The organism is Actinokineospora sp. NPDC004072, from assembly GCF_053604195.1.
In genome coordinates this window covers 1-18,891 of sequence record NZ_JBSGHB010000003.1, presented here as the reverse complement: position 1 = coordinate 18,891, position 18,891 = coordinate 1, and the positions used below count along the sequence as shown (strand labels likewise).

Here is an 18,891-nt window from a genome sequence, read left to right as displayed (position 1 = left end):
CGCATGACGCTGACCGACGTGAGGACCGAAGACCGCTACCGCACGCGGACCGCGGAGCCCGCCGACCCCGTCGAGCGCATCGAGCCGACGGTGTGGCGGGGCGCGGACGGACCGCTGGACGCCGCGACCCTGGCCGCGCACGACGCGCGCGGGTACTCGCAGTACCCGGGGCTGCTCAGCCCGGCCGAGGTGCGCGCCTACCGCGACGAGCTGGCCCGGCTGGCCGCCGACGACGGGCTCAAGGCCGACGAGCGCACGATCGTGGAGAAGGAGTCCGACGAGGTCCGCTCGATCTTCGAGGTGCACCGGATCAGCGAGCTGATCGCCGAGCTGGTGCGGGACCCGCGGGTGCTCGACCGGGCCCGGCAGATCCTGGGCTCGGAGGTGTACGTGCACCAGAGCCGGGTGAACTACATGCCCGGGTTCAAGGGCAAGGGCTTCTACTGGCACTCCGATTTCGAGACCTGGCACGCCGAGGACGGCATGCCGGTGCCGCGCGCGGTGTCGATCTCGATCGCGCTGACCGACAACTACCCGTTCAACGGCGGGCTGATGGTGATGCCCGGTTCGCAGCGGACTTTCGTGCCGTGCGTCGGGGAAACCCCGGCCGACCACTACAAGGCCTCGCTCAAGGAGCAGGAGATCGGCGTGCCCAGCCGCGAGCACATCGCGCAGCTGGCGGCCGAGCACGGAATCGACCAGTTCACCGGGCCTGCGGGATCAGCGCTCATGTTCGACTCGAACATCATGCACGGTTCCGGGAACAACATCACGCCGTTCCCGCGCTCGAACATCTTCGTGGTGTTCAACAGCGTCGAGAACTCCCTTGTGGAACCCTATGCCGCGCCGACCCCGCGACCGGACTTCATCGCGTCGCGGACGTTCACGCCGCTATCCCGTTAACTGCGAGTTAATCTCGGTTTTTACGCCATCCGGGTAAGGGGTCGGTGAAATCGGGCGTCCAGTACGCCTGTCCCGCCTAGGTTGTCCTTTGCGTGCTCGGGGAGGAGCCGCAAAGGGGGTTGGGACTGGTGAACCTGGGAACGGCGGAGGACGCGGAACCGGTGCGGTTCCGCGTCCTCGGCCCGGTCTGCGCGACCCGCGGCGACGAGGCGCACGCGGTCAGCGGGCCGGGAACGCGCGCGCTGCTGGCGATGCTGCTGCTGGAGGCGGGGCGGTCGGTGTCGATCGGGCGGATCGTGGACGTGCTGTGGAGCAACGAGCCGCCGACGACCGCGCGCACGATCGTGCAGGGCTACATCTCCCGGCTGCGCAAGTGGTTGTCCACAGTGGACCCCGGTGGCGCGGTCATCGAGACGCAGGGGTCGGACTACCGGCTGGTGGTCGACCCGGAGCGGGTGGACGTGTTCCTGGCCCGGTCGCTGCTGGCCGACGCCCGGGGCAAGCCCGCGGCGGTGCGGGCCGAGCTGCTGGCCCGCGCGCAGCGGCTGTGGCGGGGCCCGGAGCTGTCCGACATCGACCAGCGGGTGCGCGCCCCGGAGCTGGCCGAGCTGCGGTTCGCCGTCATCGAGGCGCGCATCGACGCCGACCTCGACCTCGGCCGCCACGACGAGGTGATGGGCGAGCTGGCCGCCCTCGTCGACACCTACCCCTTCCGGGAGCACTTCGTCGCCCAGTTCATGCTCGCGCTCTACCGCGGCGGCAGGCGGGCGGCCGCGCTGGAGGTCTACCAGCGCTTCGCCCGCCGCGCCGCCGCCGAGCAGGGCATCGAGCCGGGGTCGGCGCTGCGCGAGCTGCACGGGCGCGTGCTGCGCGACGACGCGACGCTGAGCCGCACGCCCGCGGTGGTGGCGCCGCGGGCGGGCGTGGTCACCCCGGCCGAGCTGCCCCCGCCGCCCAGCGGGTTCGCCGGGCGCGAGCCGGAGCTGGCCTGGCTGGACGGCCTGCGGCTGAGCGCGGACGGCGCCACGCCGGTGCTCGGGGTCATCGCGGGGCCTGCGGGCATCGGCAAGAGCGCGCTGGCGGTGCTGTGGGGCGCCCGCAACGCCGAGCACTTCCCCGACGGCGTGCTGCACGTCAGCCTGCGCGGCTTCGACCCGCGGCGCCCGCCGCTGCCCCCGGCCGACGCGCTGGCGCACTTCCTGCTCGCCCTCGGCGTGGCCGTCCACGACGTGCCCGCCGACCTCGCCGACCGGATGGCGCTGTACCGCTCGCTGCTGTCCGGGCGGCGGGTGCTGGTCGTGCTGGACGACGCCCGCGACGCCGAGCAGGTGCGCCCGCTGCTGCCGGGCGGGGGCAGCGCGCTGGCGCTGGTGACCAGCAGGCGCAGGCTGGACGGGCTGGTGGCCGACGGCGCCCGGCTGCTGGTGCTGGACATCCTGTCCGCGGGCGCGGCGGCGCGGGTGGTCGAGCACATCGCCGGACCGCCGCGCGGCCCGGCGGAAGAGGTGGCCAGGGCCCGGCTGGTGGAGCTGTGCGGCTACCTGCCCCTGGCCCTGCGGATCGCCGGGGCGCGGCTGGTGGTGCGTCCGCAGTGGACGGTCGACGACTTGGTCGCCGAACTGGCCGACGAGCGCAACCGGTTGGCGGGCCTCGGCCTGTCCGACGACACCGGCGTCCGCGCCGCGCTCGACGTGACCTTGCGCGGCTTGGATTCCGCCCAGGCGCGCACGCTGGGGATGCTGGGGGTGTTCCCCGGCCTGTGGTTCGACGTGCACGCGGTGGCCGCGGTGTGCGGGGTGCCGGTGGCCGAGGCGCGGGCCCGGCTGCACGCGCTGGCCGAGCTGTTCCTGGTGACCGAGAGCAGCGCCGACACCTTCTGGATGCACGACCTGGTGCGGCTGTTCGCCCGCGACCTGGCGGGCGACTCGCTGACCCCGCTGCGCGCGCTGCTGCGGTACTACGCGGCGGCGGCGGACGCCGCCCGCAGGCGGCTGCGCTGCGCGATGGACGGGTTGAACCCGGCTGCGGACCCGCTGCCCCGCCCGGACCTGCCCGACCAGGCCGCCGCGCTGGCGTGGTTCGAGCGCGAGTGGCCCAACATCCTCGCCTGCGCCGCCGCGGGCGCCGAGGCGGGCTGCCACGACCTGGTGTGGCCCCTGACCCGCTTCGCCGCGGAGTACCGCCGCGTCCGCCACCGCCGCGACGACTGGGAGTGGCTCGTCACCACCGGCCTGGACAGCGCCCGCGCCGCGGGCGACCCCCGCGGCGAAGTCCTCCTCCTGCTCAACCGCATGGTCCTGGCCAGCCGCTTCGACCCCACCCCCGAGCACTTCACCGACGCCGAACGCGCCGTGAAGATCGCCACCGACCTCAACGACCCCCAACTCCTGGCGATGGCCTACAACGCCCTGTCCTCGGCCCACTACACCGCGGGCCGCCACGAGGAGGCCCTGGCGGGCTACCAGCGGGCACTGGGCCTGGCCCAGGAATCGGGCAACCGCCCCACGAAGGCCAACATCCTCAACAACATCGCCCAAACCCACCTGAACCTGGGCAACCCCACAGCAGCCCTAGCCCCCCAACGCCAAGCGGTGGCCATCTACCGGGCGGAGAAGGACCTGGGCTCCCTGGGCCTCTCCCTGGCCAACCTGGCGGAACTGGAACACCTCACCGGAAACCACCCCACCGCCGAACACCACGCCCGAGAGGCGATCGCCCTCTCCACCCACACCCCCCAACCCCTGACCGAAGCCTTCGCCCGGGAAATCCTCTCCCGAATCCACAAAGACCAGGGCAACATCCCCGCAGCCAGAACAGAGCTGACCAAGGCCATAACCCACTACGACCACCTCCGCTCCCCCCTCTCCACCCCCGCCCGCGCCGCCCTCAACGCCCTACCCCCCATTTAGCCGCCGTTTAGCCCCACCCACCCCCCACCTGGCAAGCTGACCCACCCGCGCCACAGGCGCACCCGGGCGGCAGGGGAGCCCCGCCCACAGCTGGCCGGCGCCAGGGGGGACGGCGCCGGCCAGCACTAAAGAACTCAAAGACCCAAACACCAGCAGCCCCCAGCCAGCGCCCACCCCGCAAGTCCGGCCACCATCCCGGAGACCTGCCCGCCCGGCGAGGGCGCTCTTAACCCGGCGCAACGCCGCAGGCGAGCCGAGTCACCCCCACGTCAAGACGAGCAGCCTCACCGCAAGCTGACCCGCTCCTTCACCGGAGCCAACTCCGGCCGCTTCGGCGACAACCCATCCCCCAACGACTCCCCGGTCAACTGCCGCCGCACCCACGGCAGCAGATGCGTGGTAGTCCACGCCAGATCCGCCTGCCGCATCTGCAGCCACCGCCGCGGCGGCTCCGGCGGCAGCGGCTCGCGCCAGTCCCCGGCCGTCGGCACGCCCAGCACCTCAGCCGCCCGCAGCGCGATCCGCCGGTGGCCCTCGGTGGAGAAGTGCAGCCGGTCCTCGCACCAGGAGCGCCGGTCGTGCAGCGCCCGCATCGACCACAGGTCGACGACCCGGGCGCCGTGGGTCTCGGCGATCGCGCGCACGTGGCCGTTGTAGATGGCGACCTTGCCGCGGACGCGCCGCAGCAGCGGCTGGACGCGGGGGTCGGGGCCGGTGAACACGACGACCTCGCACCCGGCGGCGCGCAGGCGCGCGACGGCGGAGTCGAAGAGGGCGGCGACGGAGTCCACATCGCTGCCCGGGGTGATGATGTCGTTGCCGCCGCCGCACAGGGTCACCAGCTGCGGGCGGGCCTCCTCCACGATGGGCACCTGCTCGTCGACGATCTCGGCGAGCATCTTGCCGCGCAGGGCCACGTTCGCGTACCGCAGCGCGGGGTTCTCGTCGGCCATCGCGGCGGCCAGCCGATCGGCCCAGCCCACGCAGCCGTGGGGGCCGTCGTCGCCGACGCCCTCGGTGAAGCTGTCACCCAGCGCTATCCAGCTCTCCCAACCCGGCACCGCCTGGTCCTCCCCTCGAACCCGTTGGCTTCCCCAACCAACTCGGCCAATATCTCAAGTGGGCGCCGACCTACGCTACCGTCGGTTACCGCAGCGTATGACCGGCGGCCATCCCGGCCAACCGATTTCGTGCGGTCCGGCATTCCCGGTTAGGGCTACCTAACCTCCGCGGCGTAAGGCAGGCTGGACCTGTGAACGATTCCCTGGCCGACCTCCTCGGCGGCAAGCGCGGCGTGGTGGACGCCACCCTGCCGCCGGTCGTGTTCGGCTTGGTGTGGCTGCTGGCCGACCACTCGATCGGGTGGGCGGCCGCGGGGGCGTGTGCGGTGGCGTTGGTCATAGCGGTGTGGCGGGTGATGACCGGTGGCAAGCCGACGGCCGTGCTGGGCAGCCTGGCCGCCGTGGCCGCCGGCGCGCTCGTCGCCCTCTACACCGGACGCGCGCAGGACTTCTTCCTGATCCGGCTCCTGTCCAATGTGGGCAGTGGGCTGGCGTGGGCGGTGAGCATCCTCGTCCGCTGGCCGCTGCTGGGCGCGGTGGTCGGCACGGTCCTGGGCCAGAAGGGGCGGTGGCGGCGCGACCCGGACCTGCTGCGCGCCTATTCGCGAGCGAGCTGGGTGTGGGTCTTCGGGCAGTACACGCTGCGCTCGATCGTGTTCGGGCTGCTGTGGTGGTCGGGGTCGGTGTGGTGGCTCACGGTGGCGCAGGTCGCGTTCTCGTGGCCGCTGGTCGCCACGGTGGTCGCGGTGAGCGCGGTCGTCCTGCGCAAGTCCCTGCCCGCCGACCACCCGGGTTTACGGCATCCGCGGGTCGAGGTCGCCCGGTGAGCCGAACGCGCTGAGCGCGGCCAGGCGGGCCGCGCCGACGACGCCGTCGGCCGCCGTCCGCACGTCGACGCCCGCCAGCAGCTCCCGCAGCCGCACCCCCACCGGCGTCGCCGGTCCCGCCACGGAGCCCGCGACCACCACCGGCCCCGTCACGCGCACCTGGGCCACCAGCTCCGCCAGCGCGGCCGCCGCCCGCTCCACGATGCCCGCCGCCACCGGATCGGCCGCGTGCGCGCTCACCAGGGGGGCGTAACGGGCCAGCGCGATCGGGGGCGCCGCGTTGACGGCGGTGATCAGCTCGCCGAAGCCGCCCACGCCCGCCTCGGCCAGCACGGCCGCGGCGAACGGCCCCGGCTGCCGGTCCCGCTGCACCGCCGCCAGCGCCGCGCGCACGGCCTCGCGCCCCAGCCAGAACGCCGAGCCCTCGTCGCCCAGCAACCATCCGTAACCACCGGCTGTCGCCGATCGGCGGTGCCCGGAGATGCGCATGGCGATCGATCCGGTCCCGGCGATCAGCACCGTGCCCTCGGCCTCGACCGCCCCGGAGGCGAAGGCCACCTCCGCGTCGGACACCACGACCGGCGGCCCAGGCACCCCGACCTCAGCCAGGGCCGCGCTGACCAGCTCGAACGCGGCGGGGTCGGCGTGCAGCTTGGACGAGCCCGCCATCCCGACCAGGCACCCGGCGCACGGCCGCCCGGCCAGGGCGGCCCCGACTGCGGCGGCGATGTTCGCCGCGGCCGCCGCCAGCCCGTTGGAGTTGGGGTTCGCCCCGCCCGCCGAGCCGCGCCCGACGACCGCGCCGCCCGCGTCCACGGCGACTGCCCGGGTGCTGGTCCCGCCCGCGTCGACCCCCACGGCGATGCGCGCTGCTCCATTCGGCGTAGCATGGGTGTCGGCCCGCTCCGTTCCACCCCCTCGACGGAGCGGGTCTCTCATGCCCCGGCCAGCCGCGCCCGCTCGTCCGCAGGCATCCCCGGGCCCGGCTCCACCACCACGGCCGCCGCCGTCAACTCCCCACCGCACTCGCCACAGTTAACAACCGCGGTCGTCGCGTGACCACACGTGCGGTGCCGCAGCACCAGCGGCACCGCGGGCCCGTCGCCCAGCCACTGGTCGCCCCAGCGGATGATCGCGGCCAGCACGGGGAAGAAGTCGCGGCCCATCTCGGTGAGCACGTACTCGTACCGGGTGGGCCGCTCCTGGTAGCGCACCCTGGTCAGCAGCCCGGCCCCGGTCAGGCGGTCCAGCCGCTCGGTGAGGGTGTTCCTGGCGATGCCCAGCGCGCCCTGGAAGGCGTCGAAGCGCCGGGTGCCGTAGAACGACTCGCGCAGCACCAGCAAGGTCCACTGATCGCCCATCAGATCCATCGTGCGGGCGATGGAGCAGGGCCAACGCGCGAACGAGGTCCTCCGCATCGGGCCAGTGTAGGGAGATCGTGACGGGGCGCACAGAGACCGAATGGCTACCGTGTGCGAGTCACCTTGCTCAGGCCGCGGGGCGCGTCCGGGTCGCCGCCGCGGGCCAGCGCCAGGCCGTGGGCCAGCCGCTGCAGCGGCAGGATCTCCAGGATCGGCGCGACCTCCTCGGGCACGTCCGGCAGCTCGATGCGCAGGGTCGCGGGCACCGAGGCCACCGCGGACCCGGCCGCGATGATGTCCGCGCCGCTGGCGGCCACGACCTCCAGCGCCTCGCGGACGGCGTCCGCGCCGCGGCCCTTGCTGGCCACCGCCACCACGGCGGTCTCCTTGTCGACGGCGGCGACCGGCCCGTGCAGCAGGTCGGCCGCGCTGTAGGCCCGGGCGGGCAGGTAGCTGGTCTCGGCCAGCTTCAGCGCCGCCTCGGCCGCGGTGGCCGAGGAGTAGCCGCGCCCGGTCGTGACGACCCGGTCGACGAACCGCAGCCGGGTGACGGCCTCCTCGACGCCGGGGGCGGCCAGGGCGGCCGAGCTCAGCGCGCCGATGTCGGCCACGGCCTCGCCGGTGCCGCCGCGGACGGCGTCGACGAGCAGGTACAGCGAGAGCAGGGTGGCGGTGTAGGTCTTCGTCGCCGCGACGGCCAGCTCCGGGCCCGCCCCGATGTCGACGGCCAGCTCGGCGGCCTCGGCCAGCGGGGAGTCGGCGGTGTTGGTCACCGCGACCGTCAGCGCGCCGCGCTCGCGGGCCGCGCGGGTGGCCTCCACCAGGTCCGGCGAGCCGCCGCTCTGGCTGACCGTCACGTACAGCACGTCGGTCAGGTCGGGCGTGGCGCCGTAGAGCGTGGTGGTCGACGGCGACACCGAGCCCGCGGGCAGGCCGAGCAGCACCTCGGTCAGGTACTTGGCGTAGAGGGCCGCGTGGTCGCTGGTCCCGCGCGCGGCGAACAGCGCGAACCGGGGCCGGGCCGCCGCGATCCGCCCGGCCACCTCGGCCACCGCCGCCCGGGCCGCGACCAGCCGGGCCAGGACCTCGGGCTGCTCGGCGATCTCGGCGCGCATGCGCTCGCCGGGGGGCGGGTTCGTCATCGACGGCTCCTCACGGGTTAAGGTCTAGACCAATCATAGCGCGGTGACCGCTCCGGTAGTCCACTTCACCGGAAGTGGTTCACGGGAGTTCATGCCCGTTCACTAGGGGTGTGATCGCGGAGACGGGCCTGGACAGGGCATTCTGTACCCGGGAGCGAGACACAGGAGGACACCATGCTGGAGATGTCCACTGCCGAAGGTTCGGTGGCCAGGGGGCAGCGCGAGCCCAAGTACTGGGGGCTCAAGCGCCACCTGCTCGACCTGCTCGGCAGCCTGCCGCCCGGCTCGCCCATCCCCACCGAGCGCTCCCTGGCCACCGAGTTCGACGTCTCGCGCACCACGGTCCGCCAGGCGCTGGCCGAGCTGACCGTCGAGGGCAGGCTGCTGCGGGTGCAGGGCAAGGGCACCTTCGCCGCCGAGCCCAAGGTCGCCCAGCGGCTGCAGCTGTCCTCCTACACCGAGGACATGATCGCCCAGGGCCGCGAGCCCAGCTCCAAGCTGCTCGACGTCTCCGAGATCCCGGCCGAGGCCGAGCTGGCCCGGCTGCTGCGCATCCGCGCCGGGGCCAAGGTGCTGCGCCTGCACCGGCTGCGCCTGGCCGACGGCGAGCCGATGGCGATGGAGACCACGCACCTGCCGCTCGGGCGCTTCCGCGGCCTGCGCCGCTACGTCAGCTCCGGCGGCTCGCTCTACCAGATCCTGCGCGAGCGCTTCGACGTGGAGATGGGCCACGCCGAGGAGACCATCGAGACCGCGCTGGCAGGCCCGCACGAGGCCGAGCTGCTCGGCGCCGACGTCGGCATGCCCATGCTGCTGCTGTCCCGGCACTCGTTCGACACCGAGGAGCGCCCGGTGGAGTGGGTGCGCTCGGTCTACCGCGGTGACCGCTACAAGTTCGTGGCCACGCTGAACCGCCCGTGAGCGGAGTCCGGTGGGGCACGCCCACCGCGCGAGGCATCCTCGCGACGGCCATCCTGGGGTCCGGGATGGCCATGATCGACGGCACGGTGGTCAACGTCGCCCTGCCGCACCTGGGGGCCGAGCTGGGCGCGGGCGTCGCCGGTCTCCAGTGGATCGTGGATGGCTACCTGCTCGCCTTGGCCGCGCTGATCCTGGTCGCCGGGTCGCTGGGCGACCGCTACGGCCGCAGGCGGGTCTTCGTCGTCGGCGTCGTCTGGTTCGGCGCGGCCTCGGTGCTGTGTGGACTCGCCTGGTCACCGCAGGTGCTCGTCGCCGCCCGCGTGCTGCAGGGCGTCGGCGGGGCGCTGCTGACCCCCGGCTCGCTGGCCATCCTGCAGGCGGCCTTCGCCCGCGAGGACCGCGCCCGGGCCATCGGCGCCTGGTCGGGCCTGTCCGGCATCGCCGCGGCGGCGGGCCCGGTGCTGGGCGGGCTGCTGGTGCAGCTGTGGTCGTGGCGGCTGGTGTTCCTGATCAACATCCCGATCGCGGCGCTGTGCGTGTGGCTGGCCCACCGGCACGTGCCCGAGTCCCGCGGGGCCGAGGGCGGCATCGACGGGCGCGGCTCGGTGCTCGGGGCCGTCGGCCTGGCCGCGGTCACCACGTGCCTGGTCGAGGTCCCGGTCCGCGGGCTGGACTGGCTGGTCGTCGGCGCGGGCGCGCTGGGCGTGGTGGCCATGGCGGCCTTCGTCGCGCACCTGCGCCGGGCCGCCGACCCGCTGGTGCCGCCGTCGCTGTTCGCCGACCGCACCTTCACCATCGCCAACGCGCTCACCTTCGTCGTCTACGGCGCGCTCGGCGTGGGGATGCTGCTGATGGCGATGCAGCTGCAGGTCTCGCTGGGCTACAGCCCGACGGCGGCGGGGCTGGCCGGGCTGCCGATCACCGTGGTGATGCTGCTGCTGTCCTCGCGGTTCGGGCTGTGGGCGGCCAAGGCCGGGCCGCGCTGGTTCCTGGTGCTCGGCCCGCTGCTGGTGGCCGCCGCGATGCTGCTGCTGACCCGGGTCGTGCCCGGCGCGTCGTACGCCGGGGCGGTGCTGCCCGGCGTGCTGGTGTTCGGCCTCGGCCTGGCCGTCGTCGTCGCGCCGGTGACGGCGACCGTGCTGGCCGCCGCCCCCGACGAGCACGCGGGCGTGGCCTCCGGGGTCAACAACGCCGTGGCCCGCACCGGCAACCTGCTCGCCGTCGCCGTGCTGCCCGCCGCGGCGGGGCTGTCCGGCGCGGCCTACACCGACCCGGTCGCGCTCACCGCGGCGTGGCAGAAGGCGCTGGTCATCGCCGCCGCGATGGCCGCGGCGGGCGGCCTGCTCGCGCTGGGCGTGCGCGGGAACGTGCTGGCCGCGGCCCCGGAGCACCCGGAGGAGGGGCCGCACCCGGGGGACTGCCTGCACTGCGACATCGACGCCCCGCCGACGCACATCAGGCGCTGAGGATCGCCGAGAGCATCGCCGGGTCGATGTTGCCGCCGGAGATCACCGCCACGGCCTTGCCCTCCGGCAGGTCGCGGAAGAGGTAGCCCGCCACCGACACCGCGCCGCTGGGCTCGGCGACCAGGTTCGCCTTGTGCGCCAGCAGGGCGACCGCGGCGCGGATCTCGTCCTCGCTGACGGTCACGATGCCGTCCACGTACGCCTGCTGGTGGGCGAAGGTCAGCGGCGACGGCTGGCTGCGCAGGCCGTCGGCGATCGTGCGGTTGCGGTCGGCGACCGACCAGTCGACCAGCCGCCCGGCGGCCAGGCTCGCCGCGGTGTCGGCGGCCAGCTCCGGCTCCACGGCCCACACCTGGGTCTTCGGCGACCGGTTCTTGATCGCGGTGGCGACCCCGGAGATCAGCCCGCCGCCGCTGACCGGCACCAGCACCACGTCGGCGTCGGGCAGGTCGTCGGCGATCTCCAGGCCGATCGTGCCCTGGCCCGCGATGACGTCCGGGTGGTCGAACGGCGGCACCAGCGCGGCGCCGGTCTCGGCGACGATCTCGTAGGCGCGCGCCTCGCGCTGCCCGACCGCGCACAGCACGACCTCGGCGCCGTGCGCGCGGGTCGCGTCGATCTTGACCTGCGGGGTGTCCTCGGGCACCACGATCCACGCCCGCACGCCGAACTCGCGCGCGGCGTAGGCGACGGCCTGGGCGTGGTTGCCGCTGGAGTAGGCGACCACGCCGAGGGCGCGCTGCTCGTCGGACAGCCGCGCGACGGCGTTGTACGCCCCGCGGATCTTGAACGCCCCGATGGGCTGCAGGTTCTCGGGCTTGAGCCACAGCGGGCCGCGCGGGGCCCACGGGCAGGGCAGCAGCGGGGTGCGCACCGCCGTCCCGGCGACGCGCCCGGCTGCGGCTTCGATGTCGGCGAGGGTGACCAGCTCCACGTCAGCCAGTCTGCCGCAGCGCGGCGGCGAGTTCGGCCGCCGCGGCGGCCGGATCGGTGGATTCGGTCACAGCGCGGACGACGACGACACGCTCCGCACCCGCCCGCATCACCTCCGCGACGCGATCGCGGTCGATGCCGCCGATGGCGAACCACGGGCGGTCCGGGTTCATCGCCGCGGTCGCGCGCACCAGGTCGAGGCCGGGGGCGGGGCGGCCGGGCTTGGTCGGGGTCGGCCAGCACGGGCCGGTGCAGAAGTAGTCCACGCCCGGCTCGCGCGCGGCCGCCGCGGCCTGGTCGAGGTCGTGGGTGGAGCGGCCGATGGCGATGTCGTCGCCGGCGATCCGGCGGGCGAGCGGCACCGGCAGGTCGTCCTGGCCCAGGTGCAGGATGTCCGCGCCCGCTGCCTTGGCGACGTCGGCGCGGTCGTTGACCGCCAGCAGCGCCCCGCGCTCGGCGCAGCGCTGGGCGATGACCTCCAGCGCGGCCAGCTCCGGCCGGGCCTCCAGGCCCTTCTCCCGCAGCTGCACGATGTCCACCCCGCCCGCCAGCGCGGCGTCGACGAACTCGCCGAGGTCGGGTCGCAGGCCGGTGCACAGGTACAGCCGGGCGGTGGCCAGCCGGGCGCGGATCTGGGCGGCGTCTAGTCCGGGCATGCGGTTCACGCTACGGTTGGGGTCTGGTCGCACGGGAGTCCGGGTACGGGCTGAGAGGGAGCTGGGCCGCTCCGACCGTCGAACCTGATCCGGGTCATGCCGGCGCAGGGAGCGTGGGAGCCGTGGGAAGCGTTGCCGTCGTGGGTGGCGGTGTCATCGGGTTGGCGTGCGCGTGGCGGCTCGCCCGCGCCGGGCACCGGGTGCGGCTCATCGACCCCGAGCCCGCCCGCGGCGCGTCCTGGGTGGCAGGCGGGATGCTGGCCCCGCTGACCGAGTCGTGGCCCGGCGAGGAGGCCGCGCTCGAACTGGGCGCCGAGGCCCTGGCCCGGTGGCCCTCCTTCGCCGACGAGCTGGGCTTCGAGCTGCGCCGGGAGGGCACGCTCGTGCTGGCCGTCGACGCCGCCGACTCGGCCACGCTCGGCGTGCTGGCGGAGTTCCTGGCCTCGCGGGGCCGCGCGGTGGACCGGCTGACCGGGCGCGCGGTGCGGGCGCTGGAGCCCGGCCTCGGGCCGCGGGTGCGCTCGGCGCTGTCGGTGCCGGGGGACCTGGCCGTGGACAACCGGGCGCTGCTGACGGCGCTGCTGCGCGCCTGCGCCGACGTGGAGTTCATCGCCGAGCGGGCCGTCGCCGTGCGCACGGGCGCGGTGGAGTTCGCCGGGCACGCGCTGGAAGCCGACGTCGTCGTGGTCGCCGCAGGCGCGTACAGCCGGGGCCTGCACCCGGCGCTCGCGGGCGTGGTGCGCCCGGTGAAGGGGGAGATCCTGCGGCTGCGGGCCCGGCCGGGGGTCCTGCCGCCGCCCGCCCGCACGGTGCGCGCGCTGGTCTCGTCCCGCCCGGTGTACCTGGTGCCGCGCGCCGACGGCGAGGTCGTGCTGGGCGCGACCCAGCACGAGGTCGGCTACGACACCGAGGTCACCGCGGGCGGGGTCCGCGACCTCATCGCCGACGCCGAGCAGGTGCTGCCGGGCATCGGCGAGTACGCGCTGGTCGAGACCGCGGCCGGGCTGCGCGCGGGCAGCCGCGACAACGTGCCGGTGCTCGGCTGGCTCGAACCCGGCGTGCTGGTCGCCACCGGGCACCACCGCAACGGCCTGCTGCTGGCCCCCACGACCGCCGACACCGTGGCCGCGCTGGTCGACGGGGCCCCGGAACCCGCGGTGACCTCCCCGTCCCGCTTCCCGAGAGGAGTCCGATGAGGATCGTGGTCAACGGCGCGCCGCGCGAGGTGGCCGACGGCGCGACCGTCGCCGACGTGCTGGCCGCGCTCGACCTGCCCGCCGCGGGCATCGCCGTGGCCGTCGACGGCGCGGTCGTGCCGCGGGCGGCGCACGCCGCCGCCGTGGTGCCGCCCGGCGCCGCGCTGGAGGTCCTGACCGCCGTGCAGGGGGGCTGACGTGGACGACCCGCTCGTCATCGCCGACCGCGAGTACTCGTCGCGGCTGATCACCGGCACCGGCGGGGCGGCCAACCTCGCCGTCCTGGAGCGCGCCCTGGTCGCCTCGGGCACCGAGCTGACCACGGTGTCGATGCGCCGGGTCGACGCGGGCGGCGGCACCGGCGTGCTCGACCTGCTGGCCCGGCTGGGCATCGACCCGCTGCCCAACACCGCGGGCTGCCGCACCGCGGCCGAGGCCGTGCTGACCGCCCGGCTGGCCCGCGAGGCGCTGGGCACGAACTGGGTGAAGCTGGAGGTCGTCGCCGACGACCGCACGCTGCTGCCGGACCCGGTCGAGCTGCTGGAGGCCGCCACCGCGCTGGTCGACGACGGCTTCGTCGTCCTGCCCTACACCAACGACGACCCGGTGCTCGCCCTGCGCTTGGAGGAGGCCGGCTGCGCCGCGGTGATGCCGCTGGGCTCGCCGATCGGCACCGGCCTGGGCATCCGCAACCCGCACAACATCGAGCTGATCGTCGCCCGCGCGTCGGTCCCGGTCATCCTCGACGCGGGCATCGGCACCGCGTCCGACGCGGCGCTGGCGATGGAGCTGGGCTGCGCCGCGGTGCTGCTGGCCACCGCAGTCACCCGCGCGGAGGACCCGGAGCGGATGGCCGCGGCCATGCGCCACGCGGTGGTCGCGGGCAGGCTGGCGGGCTCGGCAGGCCGCATCCCCCGGCGGTTCTGGGCCCATGCGTCGAGCCCGCCGCGCTGACCTGCGGTTATCCGGCCGGGCGCGGCGGAAGCGGTGCCCGGTCTTGTCCGCTGGGCGGATGCGGCGAGAATGACCGGATGAGCTCCGCGGACTCTGACATCGCGTCCCGGCTGTACCTGGCGATCGGGCGGCTGTCGCGGTCGCTGCGCCGGTCCGGCAGCGCCGGGCTCGGCCACGGGTCGATCTCGGCGCTGTCCACTTTGGTCACGGCGGGCACCCAGCGGCTCGGCGACCTCGCCGCGCGGGAGAGCGTCGCCGCCCCGACCATGTCGCGCATCGTCGCGGCGCTGGTCGAGGCGGGCTACGTCACCCGCGAGCCGGACCCGGCCGACCGCAGGGCGTGGCTGGTCACCGCGACCGAGGAGGGCGAGCGGATCGTCTCCGGGGTGCGCTCCAACCGGGTCCGCGACCTCGGCAAGCGGCTCGACCGGCTCTCCGCGGCCGAGAAGGCCACGCTGGTGGCGGCTATCCCGGTGCTGGAGGCCCTGCTGGCGGAGTGAGGTAGGCCGCCGCGTCCGGCAGCCGCCACAGCGGGGACACCGGGCCGACGCCCCCGCCCAGCGGGTAGGCGTGGCGCACCGACTCCACGATGAACGCCTTGGCCATGCGCACCGCGTCCGGCAGCACGTTGCCCTTGGCCAGGGCCGCGGTCACCACCGAGGCCAGGGTGTCCCCGCTGCCGTGGGTGTCGCGCACGGCGAAGCGGGGCCCGTCGAGCTCGGTGAACGACTCCCCGTCGTACAGCACGTCCACACAGGACGGGTCGGTCCACAGGTGGCCGCCCTTGACCAGCACCCAGCGCGGGCCCAGCGCGTGCAGCGCCACGGCCGCCGCGCGCTGCTCCTCCCGGCTCGTCACGTCGATGCCGGTGAGCAGCCGGACCTCGTCGAGATTCGGGGTGACCAGCGTCGCGCGCGGGAACAGCAGCGACTTCAGCGCGTCCAGCGCCTCGTCGCGCAGGAGCTGGTCGCCGTGCATCGACGCCGCGACCGGGTCGACCACCAGCGGTCCGATGTGGACCTCGTCGACGGCGGCGGCCACCGCGGCGATGGTCTCCGCGGTGGCCAGCATGCCCGTCTTCGCCGCCTGCACCCCGATGTCGGTGGCGACCGCGCGGATCTGCGCGGCCACCACCTCCGGCGGGATCACCGCGTAGTCGCTGACGCCCAGCGAGTTCTGCACCGTCACCGCGGTCACGGCGGTCATGCCGTGCACGCCGCAGGCGAAGAACGTGCGCAGGTCGGCCTGCAGCCCGGCGCCGCCGCCGGAGTCCGACCCGGCGATGGTGAGCACGCGCGGCGGGGTCACCCGACCACCGGCAGGTACACCTTGCCGCCCTGGTCGGCGAACTCCGCCGACTTGGCCGCCATGCCCGCCTCGATCGCCTCGGCGGAGTCGATGCCGTGCTCGGCGGCGTAGCGGCGCACGTCCTGGGTGATCTTCATCGAGCAGAACTTCGGCCCGCACATCGAGCAGAAGTGCGCGGTCTTGGCGGGCTCGGCGGGCAGCGTCTCGTCGTGGAACGAGCGCGCGGTGTCCGGGTCGAGCGCGAGGTTGAACTGGTCGGTCCAGCGGAACTCGAAGCGGGCCCTGGACAGCGCGTCGTCGCGCTCCTGGGCGCGCGGGTGGCCCTTGGCCAGGTCGGCGGCGTGCGCGGCGATCTTGTAGGTGATGACGCCGGTCTTGACGTCATCGCGGTTGGGCAGGCCCAGGTGCTCCTTGGGCGTGACGTAGCACAGCATCGCCGTGCCCAGCCAGCCGATCTGGGCCGCGCCGATGGCCGAGGTGATGTGGTCGTAGCCGGGCGCGACATCCGTCGCAAGTGGACCGAGGGTGTAGAACGGCGCCTCGCCGCACAGCTCCTCCTCCAGCCGCACGTTCTCGGCGATCTTGTGCATGGGCACGTGCCCGGGCCCCTCGATCATCACTTGGACGTCCTTGGCCCGGGCGATCGCGGTCAGCTCGCCCAGCGTGCGCAGCTCGGCGAACTGGGCCTCGTCGTTGGCGTCGGCGATGGAGCCGGGGCGCAGGCCGTCGCCGAGGGAGAAGGTGACGTCGTAGGCGCGCAGGATGTCGCACAGCTCCTCGAAGTGCGTGTAGAGGAACGACTCCTTGTGGTGGGCCAGGCACCACGCGGCCATGATCGAGCCGCCGCGGGAGACGATGCCGGTGACCCGCTTGGCGGTCAGCGGCACGTAGCGCAGCAGCACGCCCGCGTGCACGGTCATGTAGTCGACGCCCTGCTCGCACTGCTCGACGACGGTGTCGCGGTAGACCTCCCAGCTCAGCTTGGCCGGGTCGCCGCCGACCTTCTCCAGCGCCTGGTAGATCGGCACGGTGCCGACCGGGACGGGGGAGTTGCGCAGGATCCACTCGCGGGTCTCGTGGATGCGCTTGCCGGTCGAGAGGTCCATGATCGTGTCGGCTCCCCAGCGGGTGGCCCACACCATCTTCTCCACCTCCTCCTCGATGGAGGAGGTCACCGCCGAGTTGCCGATGTTGGCGTTGATCTTGACCAGGAACCGCTTGCCGATGATCGCGGGCTCGGACTCGGGGTGGCGGCGGTTGACCGGGATCACCGCCCGGCCGATCGCCACCTCGTGGCGGACGAATTCGGGGTCGAGGCCCTCGCGGGCGGCGACGAAGCGCATCTCGGCGGTGGTGATCCCGGCCTTGGCGTACGCCAGCTGGGTGACGGCGCCGCCGACCGGCTCGCGCGCGGCGATCCACGGCTCGCGCAGCTTCGGCAGTCCGGAGTGGACGTCGATGGCGGCGGCCTCGTCGGTGTAGGGCCCGGAGGTGTCGTAGAGGTCGAGGTGCTCGCCGTTGGTCAGCTCGACCCGGCGGACGGGGATGCGCAGCCCGTCGACCTCGGTGTAGTGCTTGCGCGACCCCGAGATGGGGCCGGTGGTGACGGCAGGGCGAACGGAGCGGTCGTCAAGAGCGGCCACGGGGGACCTGTCCTTCCTACGCCGGCATTACCCGGTCAGGTTCAGCGGTCGGCGACACCGGTGCCGGTCGCCCTCTCAGCCCGCCTTGGCGCGAGCTCCCGCGTTGGGGTTTCTCTCCAGGGCCGACCCTAGCCGGCAGGGGGCGTGGCTGCCAAGTGAGCATTAGGGTTGTGGTCCATGGCGCGGCCGTACCCGCCAGGAGCCCGGCTCCTGGCCCGACCCGATGCGGTGCGGCCGTGCGCGGGCTGCGGCGACCCGCTCGGCCGCGGCTACCCCGCGTGCCCGGCCTGCGCCGACGCCGTGGACGCCTACTGGCTGGCCGACTGGACCGCCCTGCGCGGCGACACCCCCGACCGCGACCTGGCCGCCGAGGTGCTGGCCGAACCCGCGGGCGTCTACCCGTGGACGTGCACCGACTGGGCCCTGCGCCTGATCCCGTGCCCGGCCTGCCGCGCCGAACTCGGCGCGGGCGACCCCGGCTGCCTCACCTGCGCCCGCGCCGACCAGGACCGCTGGGCCTGGGACCACGCGGGCATGCCGGTCGCCATGACCCCCAACGAGCACACCCTGCGGGTCGCGGTCGCCGCCCTGCGCTCCGCCGAGCGCCGCCGCCCGACGGTGGTCGCGTTCTGGCGGCTGACCCTGCCGTTCCTGCTGGTCGGCGACACCTTCACGGCCGCGCAGGCCCGCCGCATCCGGGTCCTGCTGCTGGCCGGCCGGGCCGACGAATTGGCCGAGGCCTCCAGCTACGGCGCGATGACGACCCTGCCCGACCTCCCCTGGCGCTAGCCCTCCACCGCCAGCTTGACCCCGAGCCCGACGAGCGCCACCCCCGACACCCGCTCCAGCACCGTCCGGACCCGCGGCCGCTTGAGCACGTCCATCACCCGGGTGAGCAGCGCGAGCACCAGCAGGTACCACAGCGTGTCGATGACCACCCACCCGATGGCGAGCAGCACCAGCACCCACCGGGACGCCCCCGGGGTGACGAACTGGGGCAGGAACGACACCGCGAACACGGCCAGCTTGGGATTGGCGAGATTCACCACCAACCCCGACCGAAACCCGTTCCCCTTCGCAGGCACCTGCTCATCGGGCACCCTCCGCGCGATCAACGCCTTGATCCCGAAGAAGAGCAGCACCGCCACCCCGGCCACCCGAAGCACCTGATAGGCGATCTCCGAAGCAACCAGCAAGACCGACAACCCCAACGCCGCCGCCACAGCCCACACGGCCACCCCGACCTCCATCCCCGCAACCGTGGCAGCAGCCGCTTTCCGCCCCCCGCGAAGAGACTGTCGCAGCAACATCGCCGTACCAACCCCCGGAACCATGGCGAGGGTAAAGGAAGCAATCATAAAGGCGACGAGACTGGAACTGGTCATACCGCATAGTGAGCCACCAGCACGACCAGGGAAACTGATTTATCAGCCAACGCCACCCCCAACCGCAACACGCCCGCCAACCCAATAGCAAACGCGCCCACCCGCCCAACCGCACCGCGCCCCGCCCGAAATGTCCGATGGGGTGGACTCGCATTCGCGGGGAGCGAAACGCCGCTAAACTGGCCAGGGCGTGAACGGGCTCCGCCCGCCTTCACCGCCTTCACGC

General features: G+C 74.1%; 19 protein-coding genes and 1 riboswitch. Of the genes, 10 read left to right on the top strand and 9 right to left on the bottom strand.

From position 1 onward, the window contains the following. Positions 1-3 precede the first annotated feature (3 nt). Together thpD and ACWEPX_RS04835 are read left to right on the top strand one after the other, a co-directional pair. Positions 4-903, top strand: a complete 900-nt coding sequence (gene thpD / locus ACWEPX_RS04840) for an ectoine hydroxylase (RefSeq protein WP_451895759.1) — start codon at positions 4-6, stop codon at positions 901-903. 128 nt (positions 904-1,031) lie between these two features. Then, positions 1,032-3,812, top strand: a complete 2,781-nt coding sequence (locus ACWEPX_RS04835) for a BTAD domain-containing putative transcriptional regulator (protein ID WP_451895758.1) — start codon at positions 1,032-1,034, stop codon at positions 3,810-3,812. Between the two features lie 284 nt (positions 3,813-4,096). Here the strand turns inward: ACWEPX_RS04835 and ACWEPX_RS04830 are convergent, their stop codons facing one another. Continuing rightward, on the bottom strand, positions 4,097-4,873 hold the full coding sequence (locus tag ACWEPX_RS04830) for an SGNH/GDSL hydrolase family protein (protein WP_451895757.1): 777 nt from the start codon (positions 4,871-4,873) through the stop codon (positions 4,097-4,099). 191 nt (positions 4,874-5,064) lie between these two features. On the opposite strand from ACWEPX_RS04830, the gene ACWEPX_RS04825 reads away from it, so the two are divergent. Beyond that, on the top strand, positions 5,065-5,700 hold the full coding sequence (locus tag ACWEPX_RS04825; RefSeq protein WP_451895756.1) for a DUF3159 domain-containing protein: 636 nt from the start codon (positions 5,065-5,067) through the stop codon (positions 5,698-5,700). On the opposite strand, the gene ACWEPX_RS04820 is transcribed toward ACWEPX_RS04825, so the two are convergent. The 3 genes from ACWEPX_RS04820 to ACWEPX_RS04810 form a co-directional block, all read right to left on the bottom strand. Next, complete coding sequence (locus tag ACWEPX_RS04820; protein ID WP_451895755.1) at positions 5,668-6,558, bottom strand: N-acetylglucosamine kinase; 891 nt, start codon at positions 6,556-6,558, stop codon at positions 5,668-5,670. The two genes, ACWEPX_RS04825 and ACWEPX_RS04820, sit on opposite strands and share 33 nt — an antisense overlap. A 77-nt stretch (positions 6,559-6,635) precedes the next feature. Then, positions 6,636-7,118: a winged helix-turn-helix transcriptional regulator gene (locus ACWEPX_RS04815; RefSeq protein WP_451895754.1), complete on the bottom strand. Its 483-nt coding sequence runs from the start codon at positions 7,116-7,118 to the stop codon at positions 6,636-6,638. Between the two features lie 47 nt (positions 7,119-7,165). Continuing rightward, positions 7,166-8,203 carry an SIS domain-containing protein gene (locus ACWEPX_RS04810; protein ID WP_451895753.1) on the bottom strand — a complete coding sequence of 346 codons (1,038 nt, stop codon included), beginning with the start codon at positions 8,201-8,203 and terminating at the stop codon, positions 7,166-7,168. Between the two features lie 174 nt (positions 8,204-8,377). Here ACWEPX_RS04810 and ACWEPX_RS04805 point away from each other — a divergent pair, with 174 nt between their 5' ends. Both ACWEPX_RS04805 and ACWEPX_RS04800 read left to right on the top strand, forming a co-directional pair. Next, entirely contained in the window at positions 8,378-9,124 is a 747-nt protein-coding gene (locus ACWEPX_RS04805; protein WP_451895752.1) for a GntR family transcriptional regulator, read from the top strand. After that, the gene (locus ACWEPX_RS04800; protein WP_451895751.1) at positions 9,121-10,590 is read left to right on the top strand and encodes an MFS transporter; all 1,470 of its coding nucleotides are present in this window, start codon (positions 9,121-9,123) and stop codon (positions 10,588-10,590) included. The genes ACWEPX_RS04805 and ACWEPX_RS04800 overlap by 4 nt, the downstream gene beginning before the upstream one ends. Here the strand turns inward: ACWEPX_RS04800 and ACWEPX_RS04795 are convergent. Then, complete coding sequence (locus ACWEPX_RS04795) at positions 10,580-11,524, bottom strand: threonine ammonia-lyase (protein ID WP_451895750.1); 945 nt, start codon at positions 11,522-11,524, stop codon at positions 10,580-10,582. The two genes, ACWEPX_RS04800 and ACWEPX_RS04795, sit on opposite strands and share 11 nt — an antisense overlap. 1 nt (position 11,525) lies before the next feature. Next, a complete protein-coding gene (gene thiE, locus ACWEPX_RS04790) occupies positions 11,526-12,179 on the bottom strand; it encodes a thiamine phosphate synthase (RefSeq protein WP_451895749.1) in 654 nt (217 codons plus the stop codon). A 21-nt stretch (positions 12,180-12,200) separates the two neighbouring features. Further along, positions 12,201-12,307, top strand: a riboswitch (TPP riboswitch). On the opposite strand from thiE, the gene thiO reads away from it, so the two are divergent. From thiO to ACWEPX_RS04770, 4 genes are all read left to right on the top strand, one after another. Beyond that, positions 12,302-13,375, top strand: coding sequence for a glycine oxidase ThiO (gene thiO, locus ACWEPX_RS04785; protein WP_451895748.1), 1,074 nt, complete (start codon positions 12,302-12,304; stop codon positions 13,373-13,375). Its footprint overlaps the riboswitch before it by 6 nt. Next, positions 13,372-13,572, top strand: coding sequence for a sulfur carrier protein ThiS (thiS, locus tag ACWEPX_RS04780; protein ID WP_451895747.1), 201 nt, complete (start codon positions 13,372-13,374; stop codon positions 13,570-13,572). The genes thiO and thiS overlap by 4 nt, the downstream gene beginning before the upstream one ends. Position 13,573: 1 nt before the next feature. Beyond that, complete coding sequence (gene thiG, locus ACWEPX_RS04775) at positions 13,574-14,329, top strand: thiazole synthase (protein WP_451895746.1); 756 nt, start codon at positions 13,574-13,576, stop codon at positions 14,327-14,329. A 77-nt stretch (positions 14,330-14,406) separates the two neighbouring features. Further along, positions 14,407-14,829, top strand: a complete 423-nt coding sequence (locus ACWEPX_RS04770) for a MarR family winged helix-turn-helix transcriptional regulator (RefSeq protein WP_451895745.1) — start codon at positions 14,407-14,409, stop codon at positions 14,827-14,829. Here the strand turns inward: ACWEPX_RS04770 and thiD are convergent. After that, positions 14,795-15,637, bottom strand: coding sequence for a bifunctional hydroxymethylpyrimidine kinase/phosphomethylpyrimidine kinase (thiD, locus tag ACWEPX_RS04765; protein ID WP_451895744.1), 843 nt, complete (start codon positions 15,635-15,637; stop codon positions 14,795-14,797). The genes ACWEPX_RS04770 and thiD overlap by 35 nt on opposite strands. Next, positions 15,634-17,280, bottom strand: coding sequence for a phosphomethylpyrimidine synthase ThiC (thiC, locus tag ACWEPX_RS04760; protein ID WP_451895743.1), 1,647 nt, complete (start codon positions 17,278-17,280; stop codon positions 15,634-15,636). Before thiC ends, thiD begins: the two co-directional genes overlap by 4 nt. 177 nt (positions 17,281-17,457) lie before the next feature. On the opposite strand from thiC, the gene ACWEPX_RS04755 reads away from it, so the two are divergent. Further along, positions 17,458-18,069, top strand: coding sequence for a hypothetical protein (locus ACWEPX_RS04755; RefSeq protein WP_451895742.1), 612 nt, complete (start codon positions 17,458-17,460; stop codon positions 18,067-18,069). Here the strand turns inward: ACWEPX_RS04755 and ACWEPX_RS04750 are convergent. Then, positions 18,066-18,665, bottom strand: coding sequence for a LysE family translocator (locus tag ACWEPX_RS04750; RefSeq protein WP_451895741.1), 600 nt, complete (start codon positions 18,663-18,665; stop codon positions 18,066-18,068). The genes ACWEPX_RS04755 and ACWEPX_RS04750 overlap by 4 nt on opposite strands. Positions 18,666-18,891: the final 226 nt, after the last annotated feature.

Bases quoted from the DNA above. Each gene is read 5' to 3' on its own strand.
- thpD (WP_451895759.1), top strand. From the start codon at position 4: ATGACGCTGACCGACGTGAGGACCGAAGACCGCTACCGCACGCGGACC.
- ACWEPX_RS04815 (WP_451895754.1), bottom strand. From the start codon at position 7,118: ATGCGGAGGACCTCGTTCGCGCGTTGGCCCTGCTCCATCGCCCGCACG.
- ACWEPX_RS04810 (WP_451895753.1), bottom strand. From the start codon at position 8,203: ATGACGAACCCGCCCCCCGGCGAGCGCATGCGCGCCGAGATCGCCGAG.
- ACWEPX_RS04805 (WP_451895752.1), top strand. From the start codon at position 8,378: ATGCTGGAGATGTCCACTGCCGAAGGTTCGGTGGCCAGGGGGCAGCGC.
- thiE (WP_451895749.1), bottom strand. From the start codon at position 12,179: ATGCCCGGACTAGACGCCGCCCAGATCCGCGCCCGGCTGGCCACCGCC.
- thiS (WP_451895747.1), top strand. From the start codon at position 13,372: ATGAGGATCGTGGTCAACGGCGCGCCGCGCGAGGTGGCCGACGGCGCG.
- ACWEPX_RS04770 (WP_451895745.1), top strand. From the start codon at position 14,407: ATGAGCTCCGCGGACTCTGACATCGCGTCCCGGCTGTACCTGGCGATC.
- ACWEPX_RS04755 (WP_451895742.1), top strand. From the start codon at position 17,458: ATGGCGCGGCCGTACCCGCCAGGAGCCCGGCTCCTGGCCCGACCCGAT.
- ACWEPX_RS04750 (WP_451895741.1), bottom strand. From the start codon at position 18,665: ATGACCAGTTCCAGTCTCGTCGCCTTTATGATTGCTTCCTTTACCCTC.